Below are 13,447 nucleotides of genomic sequence, written 5' to 3'. Positions count from 1 at the left end.
CATCTCCGTGACATATGCCCCGACTCCACGCCTGCGTCGTCTCGTCGTCCTTGCTCCTCCTCGGTGGTTGTGTGCGCGTCGCCGATCTCGGTGACACCAGCAGCTCGGATGACAGCCCGGGGGACGACAGCAGCGCGGGCACCACAGGCAGCGGCGACGCGAGCAGCGGCGATGTCGACACCGGCGACAGCAGCGGCGTGATCACCACGCCCACCCACGAGAGCAGCAGCGAGAGCGGTACCGACACCGGCAACGAAGCGCCGCTGTGCTTCGACCAGGTGCCGCTGCCCGATGCCCCGCCGCATCACCTGCGCGGCGATGTCGACGGCGACGGCGTACCCGAGCTCTGGGCGAGCAGTGCCATCACGGCGTCGACCACCGAGCTGACCGCCTTCACCGTCACGCCCGAGGGGCTGGTCACGCAGGTGTTCGACGGCGTCTTCGAGGGTACGCTCGACACGCTCCACGACATCGACGGCGATGGACACGACGACGCGATCTTCGACGACGGCGATGGTGGTTCACCGTCGTGGCGGGCCGGCCACGCGGACGCCAGCATCGACGATCTCGCCCAGCCGCTCACGCTGCCGGGTGCCGCGAGCTTCAACCGCCACTTTGCCGACGCAGACGCCGACGGCCGCGTCGACCTGTTCGTGTGGGACCCAGGCCTCGACACGCTGAGCATCGAGCTGTGGCGAGGCGACGGCGACGGCGGTTTCGCGCTCTCGGACACCGCGACCCTGCCGTTGCAGGTCGGCACCGACCTCGCAATCCGCGAGGCCGACGCGCCCGGCAGCTTCCTCTTCGACTACAGCAACGGCGCGATCGGGTTCGGGGTCGAGAACACGATGTGGTTCGTCGACGTCGCGCCCGACGGCACGATGTCGATGGGCCCGCGCACGCCCTACTTCTCGTTCGGCGAGGCGCTGGGCGGCGGCGACTTCGACGGCGACGGCGTACGCGACATCCTCGCCCGCTCGGAAGAGACCGAACTCGTCCTGTGGGTCGGGACCGACGACGGCTTCATCGAGCAGCCGCTCTTGACGCTCGAGTCCGGCGCTGCGCTCGTCGAGCTGGGTGACTTCGAGGGCACCGGCACGCAGCAGCTGTTGATCGCCTACCGCGACGGCGACGGGTTGTCGTACGAGCTGCCCCTGACCGCGCCCGATCGGCCCCAGACGATCACCGGCCCGTACCCGCCGACCAACGGCGCGACCGGCATCGAGCTGGGCGCGGGCGGGCGAAAGATCTTCAACGTCGAGATCACCCCGGATGCGCTGGAAGCCTCGTTGGTCCGCCTGTTCCCGTGCGAGAGCGCGTGACGCAGACGCGCGACCAGGCACGCCACCCACCGACGATCTTTGGGGCACCCCGAGCGTGAGATGGTCGAGCGGCCTGCACGCGCGTCGTCACGGGGAACCCTCGGATCTGGAAGGCCGAGGCGAGCACGCCGAAGCAAGCGTGGGCGCAGATCGACGCGTGGTTCGGCGCGCCGGGCCTGCGTGTTCTGGGCGAGACAGCGGAGTTCGCTCGGGTCCTCGCCTCCTTCGCGCTCCGCCCCCGGGTACGCGGTCCTGTGATCCACGATGCACGCATCGCGGCAATCTGCGTCGCTCACGGGGTCGAGGCCCTCGTCACGCGTGACCGCGACTTGTCGTTGTTCCCCGAGCTGCGGCGGCGCGATCTGGCCGCATGATCCCATCGGCCCGACGCCATGCCGTTGCGCCGGCCCACCTCGACGGGCCGCGCGTCGCCGTCGCCTCAGCCCTCCGGCGGCGGCTTGCACAGCCCGCCGTCTTCGATCTGCGCGTTGGTGCGGAAGGTGTTGAGCAGCGTGTGATGGGGCGGCTCGTACTGCGGGATCGTGCCGTCCTCGCGCACGTTGGTCACGTGATAGGTGTGCTGGTTCCAGATGCGACGGGCCTGGATCCACCGGTCGTCGACGTCGCGAATGACCTGCACCGTCGGTGACGGCATGCCGAGGTACTGGTTCGAGACCACGACGATCTCGGCCGAGCCGTCGTTGTCGATGTCGGCGACCACCGGGTACTCGCTGAGGGTGCCGCTCGTGCGTGGCGTGGTCAGCAGCGGCGCGCCGGCACCGTCGAAGATGAACATCGTGGTCTCGTCGGCGTACATCGCCTCGGCGATGCCGTCGCCGAGGAAGTCGAAGGCGGTGCCGGCCGCGATGCCGCTCTGGTCGGACACGTTGGCCGACCACACGATCGACGCGTCGCCCTCGTAGACGCTGTAGTGATTGGCCGAGCTGACCGCGTACTCGGCAATCTGGTCGCCGTCGAAGTCGTGCACCGTGGCGGGTCGCAGCCAGCCGGTGAAGCCCAGCGGATCGCCGGTGGGCCGCTGGTCCTGGTACTTCACGGTACCGTCGTGCTCGAGCACGGTGATGCCGTTGCCGTTCATCACCAGCACCTCGGGCATGGGATCGTCGTCGAGGTCGGCGATCTGCGGGTAGCCGGCCGCGACCTGGGGCGTCGAGTAGTACTGGCTGCCATCGGCATGGTAGGCCGCGTTGCCGAGCACGACCTCCAGCGCTCCGTCGCCGTCGAGGTCGGCAGCCGCGGTGGCGGACCAGTTGCCCGCCGCCACCGGTGCGGTCCACACCCGCACGCCGAGGTGATCGGTCACGAAGTTGGCGGCGATGATCTCGACGTCGCCGTCGTTGTCGAGATCGGCCAGCGCGATCGCGCCGGAGTAGACGTCGGGCCACGGCGTGGTGCCAGTCCACTTGAGCGTGCCGTCGTGCTCGAACGCGACCAGGAAGCCCTGCGCGACCGCGGTGACGATCTCCGGCAGCCCGTCGCCGTCGATGTCGCCGATCGCCGGCGTGACCGTGTGATCGACCGGGGTCGAGATCTGGAAGTGCTCGGTGCCGGTCTCCCCGTCGAGCACGTAGGCGTGCCCGAGCACGCCCGGCGCACCCGACGAGTTCGCGGACACCACGAGCACGTCGGGGATGTCGCACAGATCGATCTCGCCGTCGGCGTTGTCGTCGGTGAGGTTGGCGACCAGCGGGGCGACGATGCTGAACGGATCGCTCGCGGGGCCCTGCCAGGTCCACTGCACGTCGGGCTCGAAGCTGTCGGGCGGCGCCGACTTCGAGCACTCGCCGACCGCGTCCATGTCGTCGGTGACCTTGCACGACGGCGGCATCACGCCGGTGTCGACGTCGTCGGTGGCACCGCCGACGTCGAACTTCGCACCGGTGGGGTCCGAGGTCGGAGAGCCGGTCGCGCCCGCACTGGTGTCGACCGCTTCGGTCGCGCTGGCCCCCATGGTGGCCGGCGTGGTGCCGCCGTCGAGGCTCGTGATTGCGGTCTCGCCTCCGCCTTCGACCCCGCCACCCGCGCTGCCGCAGGCGAGCAGGGCGAGCGTCATCGTCGAACCTACCGGGCACCGCATCCATCGCTTCGGGGTCATCGCTGCTCCTCGCATGCATCGCGGGCGATGCTCGTGCCAGCGTCGACGCCGGGCGCAGGGCTGTCAACCGAGCGTGGCTGGCTGCGGCCCGCCCCGGTGCAGTGCGGACATCGGCGCCGCAGCGCGCGACACCGCTGTCGCGGCCGCGCGGGCTGCCGACGTCGCCTCGCGCGGGATCCCTGTGCCTCGCCGCGCAGTGGATCCTGGCATTCGTGCTGCAATGGCATCGGGCATGGTTGGCGTGGGTGGACGTTGGGTGGGTTGGTGGGTGCCGTGTGCCATCGCGATCGCGGGATGCGATCCTGACAGTCGGGGGCCCGATGACGGGGATGATGGGGATGACGCGGTGGCATCGGACACCGACGCCGAGGATACCGACGCCGAGGACACCGACCCGGACTACAGCGACCCGAACATCCCCGACACCGACGGCGACGTCGACGTCGAGGATGTCCGCATCGACCCCACGCCGCTGTGCCCCGGGCGCACCGCCGAGGGTGCCGAGTGCACGCTCGACGATGGCAGCGCCGGCCACAGCTACTGCATCATCGTCGACGGCGCTGCGCTCGAGACCCCGTGCCTGCCACCGCAATCGTGCACGCCGGGCGAGAGCTTCGATCAGGGCTGTCTGGGCGACGCCTGCGTGTGGAACGGCGAGGCGTTCGAGTACCAGAGCTGGTCGACGCCCGACTGCAACACGCCCTTGGTGCTGGATTTCGGCGAGGGCATCGACTTCGCGCCGGCAACCGCCAACGCGTTCGATCTCTCGCGTGATGGTAGCTGCCAGAGCACCGACTGGCCGACCGCACCGTGGCTGGCGCTCGATCGCGACGGCGACGGCCTCATCCGCGGCGGCGGCGAGCTGTTCGGCAACGCCACCGCGATGGCGACAGGTGGCTTCGCCGACCACGGCTTCGCGGCCCTCGCCGAGCTCGACAGCAACCGCGACGGCAAGATCACCGCCGCCGATCGGGAGTTCGGCAAGCTGATGTTGTGGCAGGACCTCGACGACGATCGCATCGGCGGTCTGGGCGAGCTGCTGCCGCTGCCGAGCTCGAGCCTGGTCTCGATCGACCTCGGCTTCCGCCGCCGCGCGACCTGCGATGCCGCCGGCAACTGCGGGCTCGAGCGCGCGAGCTTCGAGTTCCGCGGTCCGGGCGGGCGCACCTCGACCGGCGAGATCGTCGATGTCCACCTGCCCTGTCGCTGATCGGCCGCGGGGCCGCGCTTGACCGCGACCGGTGGCGCGGTCGACCATCGCCGCGCCCGCGCGTGCCAGCTCGCGCGCCCCGCCGCCGATGCGCGACCGCGACGCACTGATCTCGGCAACCGCCGATCCCGGCTACACGCCGTCGGCCCGCGAGCTCGCGGGCCTGTTGGCGCTGCTCGGCGACGACGAGGCCGCGCGCGGGGCCCTGCGTGCGCTGCTGCGGGTGCCGCTGCTCGCCTGCGACGCGGCGCTGGCGGCCTTCGACGGCAGCGACGGGGCCGCGCGCGCACGCGTGTGTGAGCTGATCGGTCGACTGGCCCGCAGCGACGAACCCGGGCTGGCCGCGCGCCGCGACGCGCTGGCGTCGTGGTTGTCGGCGCGCCTGCACGACGCCGACGGCCTGACGCGGCGTCGGGCCGCGGCCGCGCTCGGCAAGCTCGAGGATCCCGCCCACGAATCGTCGCTGTGCGAGGCGTGGACACGGGCGCCGAGCGCCGAGGAACGCCGGGTGATCGCCGCGGCGCTGGGACAGTCCGGCGCCGAGGCGGCGCTGTCGCTACTCGCCGGCGTCGACGCCAGCGGCGATCCCGAGCTCGCGCGCATCGTCGGCGAGGCCCAGCTCAAGCTGACCCGCGAGCTCGCGCGACGCGAGGCCAGCGTGATCGATCTCGACGCCGTGCTCCCCGATGCCATCGAGGTCACGCTGGTCGTGCGCCGCGGGTTCGAGGCGATCCTGCACGACGAGCTGGCCGCGCTCGGCATCACCCGCGTGCTCGTGCGCAAGGGTGGACCGACCGTGGTGCGCACTGCCGGCCCGCTGCGGGCGCTGTTCGAGGCCCGCGTGTTCATGCAGCTGTCGATTGCACTGCCGATGTCATCCGGCCGCGGCCGCGGCAGCGTCGAGGACACGGTCGTGCGCGCGCTCGCCGGCGAGCCGGCGCAGTCGATCCTCCATGGCCTGACCCGCGGCCCCGTGCGTTGGCGGCTGGCGTGGAAGCGCGGCGGTCACCACCGCGCGGCGACCTTCCGCGTGGCCGCGGCGCTCGCCGAGCTATGCCCCGAGCTGGTCAACGATCCCCGCGAAGCGCCATGGCAGGTCAGTGTCGACGACCGCGACGGCCGGGTCGCGATCGAGCTCGTGCCGCGCATCGATGACCCGCGCTTCACCTGGCGGACCGGTGCCGTGCCGGCGTCGTCGCACCCGACGGTCGCCGCCGCGCTCGCGCGGGTCGCCGGCGTGGAGGCGGACGACATCGTGTGGGACCCCTTCGTGGGCGCTGGTGCCGAGCTCGTCGAGCGCGCGCGCCTGGGCCCCTACCGCGCGCTGTTCGGCACCGACCTCGACGCCGCCGCGCTCGCGGTCGCCGGCGACAACCTGCGGGCCGCGGGGGTCGAGCGCTGCATGCTGCTGCACGCCGATGCCCGCGAGGTCCGGCTGCCGCGGCGCCCGACGTTGATCCTGACCAACCCACCGATGGGCCACCGGGTGGTGGGCGACGTACCGCCGGCCGAGCTGTTGCACGCCGCGCTCGACCACTGGTGCTCGATGCTCGACGAGCGCGGCCGCATCGTGTGGCTGTCGCCGGCGCCGCAGGTCACGGCTGAACATCCGGGCGTGCGTGTACAGTCGCGCGCCAAGGTCGATCTCGGCGGCCTCGCAGCGGAGCTGCAGGTGTTGCGGCCGCGCGGCCGTGCGCGGTGACGTGGTAACGTCCGCGTCGTGCGATGGGGACAAGCGCCTTCATGGTTGGTCGCGCTCGCGACCGCAGCCGTCGGCGTCGGCGGCTGCACCTCCGATGAGTGGCCGATCGAGGCCGACGACGACACCGGCGGCAGCGAGGCCGGCGACGACAGCGGCGGCCCACCGGCCGACGCCGCGCGACTGCAGCTGTACGAGCCGCAGTCGCCGTCGATCCACTACCTCGGCGAGCCGATGCCGCTGTCGGCCGAGGTGCTCGACGAGCTGGGGCTGCCGCTCGCCCACGAGGACATCGTGTGGAACACCGATGCCGGCGGCAAGACGCTGTTCGTCGGTGACGACGGCGAGGTCGAGCTCGAGCCCGGCGCCTACCAGATCTCCGCGACTGCGCGCTTCGACGACGGCAGCCGCCTGGTGGCCAGCGTCGGTGGCATCTACGTGCAATCGCGCTGGACCGGCACCTACGAGGGAACCGCAGATCTCGCGATCGCTGTGATGTTCCAGGGCATCCCGCTGACGCCGCACTGCACCGGACCGATTGCGCTCGTGGTCGACTACGACGGCGAGGGCGTGATGTTCTCGGGCGGCAGCTGCACGCTCAACGCGATCATCACCACGCTCGACCTCGAGTACACCATCGAGGGCACGTTCGCGAACGGTGCCGGTCACGGCACCATCGAGTACGACATCGCAGGCTTCATCAAGCTGCCGTTCGACTGGACCGGTGCGTTCGTCGACGACGCCTTCCACGGCGGCTTCGCGGGCGTCGTCGCGATCCCCCTGGTGGGCGACGCCGACGGCGTCGGCACCTTCGTCGCCCCGTTGAGCAGCCCGTACCTGGAGGAGTCGCCGTGATCGCAGGATGGTTGCTCGCCTCGAGTCTCCACGCCGGTGCCGCACTCGCGTGGGCGCCCCCGCCTGCGCCGCCCGAGCGTGCAGCGGGAGCCGACGACGACGCGCCGTGGATCCGTCGTCATCGACCGACCCGCCGCCTGTGGGAGCTCGGCGTCTTCGGTGGTGTGATGGTGATCGCCAAGCCCCACGACTTCTACGACGTCGGGCTCGGCTACCGCCGCCTGCGTCGCGCGGCACCCGATGTGGGCGCGCGCGTGGCCTACTATCCGCTGTCGTTCCTCGGCATCGAGGGCGAGTTCGCGGGCATGTGGACCGCCGCGAAGTACGGCGGGCAGCCGGCGTTCCTCTACGGCCTGCGGGTCTCGGGCATCCTGCAGCTGCCGCTGTTCCGGCTGGTGCCGTTCGCGATCGCCGGCTACGGCCTCGGCGGCATCCGCTCGCCCCGCGACGCGCTGGGCAATGACGTCGATCCGATCGGTCACTACGGCGTCGGTCTCAAGCTCATGGCCTCGCCCTGGGTCGCGCTGCGCCTCGAGGGGCGCCACGTGCTAGGTCCCGCCGCACAGCAGCGGCGCGTGGTCGCGAGTCACGGCGAGGTCTTGTTCGGTGTGAGCGTGACGCTCGGGCGCCGCCGCGGCCACCGGCACGAGCACGCCAACGGGCATGAACACCGCGCCGACGACTCCGGCGATCGGGATGGTGATGGTATCCGCGACGCACAGGATCGCTGCCCTGCGGTCGCGGGCGCCGGTGTCGACGGCTGCGCCCCCGCCGATGCCGACGGGGACGGCGTGGTCGATCGGCACGACGCATGTCCGAGCGAGGCCGGCACCGGCGTGGACGGCTGCACCGTCGCGGCGCCTCCTGCAGTCCCCGACGAGGTGCCCACCGGCGAGCTCGAGGCGGCACCGCCCTCGAAGCTGCCGTCAGGCTCCTAGCCGCGGCAGCATCGCCCGCAGATCGCCGATCACGACCTGATCGAGCGGCGTCATGTCGTACTGCGCGCCACGCCGATCGCCGTAGCCCGGCGTGCCCCCGACCTCCCAGTCGTCGGGCTCGAGGCCCATCGCGAGCATGCACGTGACGAGAACGCGATTGTAGGCGGTGCCGATGTACTGCGACCACCGCGAGCGCGTGAAGTCGGTGCGGTAGTCGAGGTAGCTGCCGGTCCGCAGCGCGCCGCCACACGATCCGACCAGCAGCACCTGGCAGTCGACGCCGATATGGTTGTTGTCGAAGTCACCGGGGCTGTCGCCGCCCGAGGCACCAGATTGGTTGCCGATCTCGTTGTTGAAGAGCACCAGCGAATCGTCGAGCAAGGTGGTGCCGTCGAGGTTGGGCGTCTCGTCGAGCTTGGCGAGGAAGTCGAAGAGATAGCCGGTCGACCACCGGTGCGCGTTGAGGATGCTCTGCACCGCGGCCGCGCTGCTATCGTGCGAGGCGCCGTGATGACCGCCGATCACACCGTGCAACGCCTCGTTCAGCAGCGTGTCGGGGTCGAGGTAGAAGTTCACCACGTGGGTCAGCCCGCAGCGCAGCGCAGCGACCGCGATGTCGACCTGCGACTGCGCGGCTGCGTTGACCGCCTCGGGCGTCCAATCGTAGACGCCGGGCTGGGTCGGCGGGCCGCAATCGATCGGGTTGGCCAGCTGCAGCTCGAGCGTATGCATGTGCTCGATGTGTTGATCGAGCGCGTCGCGATCGGCCGTCGAGAGGCGGGGGTGATTGCGCAACGCGCCGTAGTGCTCGAGCACCCGATCGACCATCGTCAGTCGCTGCGCACGCAGGCGTGCGACCACCGTCGCGTCGGCGTCGAAACCGGTGAAGAGCGTGGCGAAGGCCTGCTCGGGGAACAGGCCCGGCTCGAACACCAGCGCGCCCTGGGGCGTGGTCGAGCACGACGGTGAGCGCCCCTCGGCGGACCAGTGCACCGTGAGGTTGAGCGGCACCCACAGGCCGGCCCCCAGGCGCGTGGCCATGATCTGGTCGATCGATGGCGCCAGCCCGGCGACGTCGATGCCAGCCAGCGACGCTGCGCTGTCGGACCACCCGAGCAGCCCGCTGGCCGCGTTGTGATCGCCCCAGTCGAGCCGATCGATGTGACGCAGGAGGTTCGACTTGGCGCGGAACGGATCGAAGCGCGCGTCGAGGATCTCCGACACTGGCCCCTGGATGTCGGTGAGTGCCAGCTCGCGCACGTTGGGCTCGACCACCTGCAGCGCCGCCGAGTTCGCGGCGCTCGGGTACCACTGCTGACCGTAGAAGCCGTTGGCGATGCGCCAGCTGACGAAGTTGCGCGGGCGTGCAGGCTCGCCGGCCGCCGCCTCGCGGCCGAACAACGACGACAGCGTGGGGATGACCAGCGCGGCGCCGCCGGCCCCGAGCAGGAAGTGACGACGGCCGATGGTTCGTGGCGTGTTCATGGCAGCGACACCTGACGAAAGTGGTCCGAGCTCACCAAGCGCACGATCGCGTCGCGCAGCGACTGCGGGGCACCGTCGGCCGGTGCCAAGGCCTCGCGCGCCGCGGCCCGCAGGCAGGCGTCGCCGTCGTCGGGCGGGTGCGCCACGAGGTTTCGCGTCAGCTGATCGGCGAGGCACTGTGGCCCCACGTCGCTGGCGGCGATCGCCTCGGACAGCGCGACCGGGTCCGCGACCGCGATGTCGTCGTCGAGCGTGATCGTGCTGGCGGTGTCGATCGCGATGCCCACGGGCGTGCCGTCGACGTCGACGGTCTCGACGTCGATCCACTGCCCAGCGGCGCCGTAGTGCCCGAACGGCGCGCCGTAGGCATCGAGCAGCTTGTGGCAGCCGGCGCACTGCGGCTCGGCGGCAGCGGTTTGGAAGCGCTCGCGGATGCCCTGCTCGGGGTTGTTGGCGGGATCGGCGGGATCCTCGGTGGGGAAGTTGCCCGGATCGGGCGGTGGCACCGGCCGACACAGGAACTCGCCGAGCCGTCGACCACGCTTGATGATGTGGCCGGCATCCGATCGGATCACCTGCGGCGTCGCCAGCCAGCCCGCGCGCGAGAGCAGGCCCGCACGGTCGTCGGGGAGCGTGTTCGCGCCGGGCTCGACGCCGTAGATCTGCGCGAGCTCGGGCGTGCCGATCGTGGTCGTGCGATCGAGCAGGAGCTCGGCGTAGCCACCGTGCTGGTCGAACGCGACCGTCGACGCGAACGCGAGCAGCTCGGCGCGCATGTCGTCGCGCAGCGCCGCACGGGCGGCGGCGTCGGGGAACAACACCGGCGAGGGCTCGGGCATCACGTCGAGCGCCAGCCAGTCGGCGGTGAAGCGCTCGAACGCAGTGCGGGCCCGCCCATCGGCGAGCATGCGATCGACCTGCACCGCGAGCGCGTCATCGTCGAGCCCGGCGTCGGCGGCCGCGAGCAACTCGTCGTCGGGCACGTCGTCCCACAGCACACGGGCCAGACGCGCGGCGAGCTCGTGATCGGTGAGCGCAGCGATGCCGGGCGACAGTTCGTCCCCTTGCGTCTCGACGAAGTAGAGGAACGCCGGGTCGATGAGCAGCGCCAGCAGCAACGTCGCGACACCCTCGCCCACGCTCTCGCCGCCCCCGACGGCGTAGTCCGCGGCCAGCCGCGTGCGATCGTCGGCGGTCAGCGGTCGCCGCAGCACCTTGGGTCCGAGCGCATCGACGAAGCCGACCAGGCACGCGTCGCTGCTGGCGTCGGCGCCGGCCGGCACGCTCGGGAGGCAGGCGTCCAGGGCCGCGAGCGCAACGTCGTCCTTGGTGAGCTCCTGCGCGAGCGCGTCGGCGATCTTGAAGTAGGCCGAGACCTCGGTGAAGCCGACCGGCGGCACCTCGGTCGCGAACACGCCGGCCTTGGCGACCGGCAGGGTGTCGACCGTGGGCCGGATCGCCGCGACGGCTGCCGCGCCGAAGATCGACTCGAGCGCGTGCACGTAGTTGGTGCGGCTCATCCGCAGCAGGCTCGCCCGTGGCGGCACGCTGGGATCGCAGGCCGCCTCCACACCATCGTCACCGCCGTCGTCGCCACCCGATCCGCCCTCGTCGGAGCCGCCCGACGCGTCGCCGGCACCGTCACCGCCGGCGCCGTCGGAGCCCCCGAGCCCGCCGTAGCAGCCCGGCAAACCCAGCGCGAGCAGCATCGCGCCCGCAATCGTCCTCGTCGCCGTCCTCGCCATGCCGTCCCCCCGAGCCTCGCAGGCGCCAGAGCACGCCCACGTTCCCCGTCAGGCTAGCCAGGCACGCTGACGCGCACCATCGGCAGGACTTCCGATTTTCACCGACGATCGTGCACGAGGCCGCGCGAGAGATGGTGCGGATCACCAGCGACGCGCGGACATCCGCGCCGAGCGGTCGCCGATGGCCTGGTCGACGAAGGCGCGCACCGCCGCTGCTGGTCGGGCCCCGGCGTCACGCGCCAGCTCGCGACCGTGGCGGAACACGGCAATGGTCGGGATCGACTGCACGCCGTGGCGCGCGGCGATCTCAGGGTTGCGCTCGGTGTCGACCTTCACGACCACGAAGCGACCGTCGGCCTCCGCCGCGACGCGTTGGAGCTGCGGCGCGAACGAGCGGCACGGGCCACACCATGGCGCCCAGAAGTCGACGAGCACGGGTACCGCCGAGGCCCGGATCGCCTCGTCGAACGTGGTCGTGTCGACCTCGATCGGGTGGTCGAGCATCGGCAGCTGCGTGCCGCACGAGCCGCAGCGTCCGTGATCGGCGAGCCGCGACCACGGTACACGGTTGGCCTGGTTGCACTGCGGACAGCGGAGCGTCGGACCGTGGGCCATGGGCGCGAGCATGGGTCGCCACAGGGCATCCGCCAAGCGCCGCCCTTCGGCACCGTGCCGGCAAACTTGTCGTCACCGCGATCGTTCGGTCGATCGCGGGCGCTACCGGCGAGTGAACGTCGTTCACTCGGGGCAGGTGGATTCCAGCTTCGCCCGTCGCGCCGCGCTCGAGGTCTGCGCGAGCGCGGCGTCGATGCGGCGGCGCGCGTCCTCACGGCGACCCGAGCGGCACAGGAGGCTCAGCTCGACCAGCTCCCGGAGGTCGGCCAGGCGACTGCCGGGGAAGCGCCGACGGTGCTCGCGGAGCTCGGCATCGGCCTCGTCGAGGCGGCCGGCCTGTAGGGCCTGCTGCGCGCGCGAGAGCATCGCGACGTCGTCGGGATCCATCGCGTCGCCGCCTGATTGGGCGGCGTCGACGTTCGAGGGTGAGGGCGGTGGTGGCACGGTCGGGGCGGCGCTGCGTCCGACGCCCGCGCGTCGCGGCGGATCGAGATCACCAACCGGCAGCCGCGAGGGGTCGACGGGCGAAGCGACGACCGCCGGGATGATCGCCGGGGCCTGATCGGCATCGACACCGCCCACCGCCACGGCGCCGTGACCCACGGGCTCGACGCTCGAACTCGTGCCGCGCTCGGGCGCAGCTGGCCGCGCAGCCTCGATCGCGAGGCCTGCCGCGACCGTGAGGGTCGCAGCGATCGCCGCGAGCTTGAGCGCGCCGAACGACGTCACCGCGACGGTGCCACCGGCGGCAGCGGCCTTGCCCACCGCCGGCGCGATCGACAACCAGCAGTGCTGCGTGACGCGCTTCGAGGCCTTGGTGCGCTCGCGCAGATCGATGACGGCGGCGCCGGCCCGCGCGTCGTCGGCGAAGCGCTCGCGCAGCTCCTGCTTCGCCACCCGCACGCGCCACGACACCGTGTTCGCGTTGGCGCCGGTGGCCTTGGCGATCTCGGCGGCGGTCCAGCCCTCGAGCTCGCTGAGCACGAAGGCCTCGCGCACGCGATCGTCGAGCCCCGCGAGGATCGACTCCACCACCAGCGAACCCGCGACGTCGGTGCGATCCGGATCGGGTGTGACCGCGTGCTCGAGCGCGTCGATCTTGCGACGGTGGCGTTGCTCGGTGCGACGCTGGTGGGAGACCACGCGTCGCGCGATGCCGTACAACCATGCACGCGCGGCCGTCGGGCCGTGCAGCGTCGCGAGGCGGCGATGCGCGGTGACCCACAGCTCCTGCATCGCGTCATCGATGGCCGCAGGCTGTACGCCGAGGCGACGCAGCACCGCCCACGTGAACGCAGCATGCTCGCGGTACAACGCCGCGAAGCTCGTCGGCGCGAGGCCGCCATGGACCCCCGCACCAACGTCGTCGTACACCCCGGAGCTCGCCGCACTCATCGTCGTTGGCCGGTGGCGAGGCGAAGGACCCGCCGCCCCGACATTGTCTCATGGCCGGATGCGACGG

General features: G+C 71.6%; 10 protein-coding genes. 5 read left to right on the top strand and 5 right to left on the bottom strand.

The window, feature by feature from the left end; translation table 11 throughout:
• Positions 1-14: 14 nt before the first annotated feature.
• Entirely contained in the window at positions 15-1,322 is a 1,308-nt protein-coding gene (locus IPH07_38520) for a hypothetical protein (GenBank protein ID MBK6923347.1), read from the top strand.
• 439 nt (positions 1,323-1,761) lie between these two features.
• Here the strand turns inward: IPH07_38520 and IPH07_38515 are convergent, their stop codons facing one another.
• Entirely contained in the window at positions 1,762-3,396 is a 1,635-nt protein-coding gene (locus IPH07_38515; protein MBK6923346.1) for a VCBS repeat-containing protein, read from the bottom strand.
• A 388-nt stretch (positions 3,397-3,784) separates the two neighbouring features.
• On the opposite strand from IPH07_38515, the gene IPH07_38510 reads away from it, so the two are divergent.
• The 4 genes from IPH07_38510 (at position 3,785) to IPH07_38495 (ending at position 8,140) form a co-directional block, all read left to right on the top strand.
• On the top strand, positions 3,785-4,648 hold the full coding sequence (locus IPH07_38510) for a calcium-binding protein (GenBank protein MBK6923345.1): 864 nt from the start codon (positions 3,785-3,787) through the stop codon (positions 4,646-4,648).
• 88 nt (positions 4,649-4,736) lie between these two features.
• Positions 4,737-6,350, top strand: coding sequence for a hypothetical protein (locus IPH07_38505; protein MBK6923344.1), 1,614 nt, complete (start codon positions 4,737-4,739; stop codon positions 6,348-6,350).
• Between the two features lie 18 nt (positions 6,351-6,368).
• A complete protein-coding gene (locus IPH07_38500; protein MBK6923343.1) occupies positions 6,369-7,202 on the top strand; it encodes a hypothetical protein in 834 nt (277 codons plus the stop codon).
• Between the two features lie 167 nt (positions 7,203-7,369).
• A complete protein-coding gene (locus IPH07_38495; protein MBK6923342.1) occupies positions 7,370-8,140 on the top strand; it encodes a thrombospondin type 3 repeat-containing protein in 771 nt (256 codons plus the stop codon).
• On the opposite strand, the gene IPH07_38490 is transcribed toward IPH07_38495, so the two are convergent.
• From IPH07_38490 to IPH07_38475, 4 genes are all read right to left on the bottom strand, one after another.
• Complete coding sequence (locus IPH07_38490) at positions 8,129-9,625, bottom strand: DUF1552 domain-containing protein (protein ID MBK6923341.1); 1,497 nt, start codon at positions 9,623-9,625, stop codon at positions 8,129-8,131. The genes IPH07_38495 and IPH07_38490 overlap by 12 nt on opposite strands.
• Complete coding sequence (locus tag IPH07_38485; GenBank protein ID MBK6923340.1) at positions 9,622-11,334, bottom strand: DUF1592 domain-containing protein; 1,713 nt, start codon at positions 11,332-11,334, stop codon at positions 9,622-9,624. The genes IPH07_38490 and IPH07_38485 overlap by 4 nt, the downstream gene beginning before the upstream one ends.
• Before the next feature lie 177 nt (positions 11,335-11,511).
• A complete protein-coding gene (gene trxC / locus IPH07_38480) occupies positions 11,512-11,997 on the bottom strand; it encodes a thioredoxin TrxC (GenBank protein ID MBK6923339.1) in 486 nt (161 codons plus the stop codon).
• 111 nt (positions 11,998-12,108) lie between these two features.
• Positions 12,109-13,380: a sigma-70 family RNA polymerase sigma factor gene (locus IPH07_38475; GenBank protein ID MBK6923338.1), complete on the bottom strand. Its 1,272-nt coding sequence runs from the start codon at positions 13,378-13,380 to the stop codon at positions 12,109-12,111.
• Between the last annotated feature and the right edge of the window lie 67 nt (positions 13,381-13,447).

It is taken from the genome of Deltaproteobacteria bacterium, assembly GCA_016709225.1.
Classification (GTDB): domain Bacteria; phylum Myxococcota_A; class Polyangia; order Nannocystales; family Nannocystaceae; genus Xiheibacterium; species Xiheibacterium phototrophicum.
This window is presented reverse-complemented; position numbering and strand designations above follow the sequence as displayed.

Bases quoted from the DNA above. Each gene is read 5' to 3' on its own strand.
- IPH07_38520 (MBK6923347.1), top strand. From the start codon at position 15: ATGCCCCGACTCCACGCCTGCGTCGTCTCGTCGTCCTTGCTCCTCCTC.
- IPH07_38515 (MBK6923346.1), bottom strand. From the start codon at position 3,396: ATGACGCTCGCCCTGCTCGCCTGCGGCAGCGCGGGTGGCGGGGTCGAA.
- IPH07_38505 (MBK6923344.1), top strand. From the start codon at position 4,737: ATGCGCGACCGCGACGCACTGATCTCGGCAACCGCCGATCCCGGCTAC.
- IPH07_38495 (MBK6923342.1), top strand. From the start codon at position 7,370: ATGGTGATCGCCAAGCCCCACGACTTCTACGACGTCGGGCTCGGCTAC.
- IPH07_38490 (MBK6923341.1), bottom strand. From the start codon at position 9,625: ATGAACACGCCACGAACCATCGGCCGTCGTCACTTCCTGCTCGGGGCC.
- IPH07_38485 (MBK6923340.1), bottom strand. From the start codon at position 11,334: ATGCTGCTCGCGCTGGGTTTGCCGGGCTGCTACGGCGGGCTCGGGGGC.
- trxC (MBK6923339.1), bottom strand. From the start codon at position 11,997: ATGCTCGCGCCCATGGCCCACGGTCCGACGCTCCGCTGTCCGCAGTGC.
- IPH07_38475 (MBK6923338.1), bottom strand. From the start codon at position 13,380: ATGAGTGCGGCGAGCTCCGGGGTGTACGACGACGTTGGTGCGGGGGTC.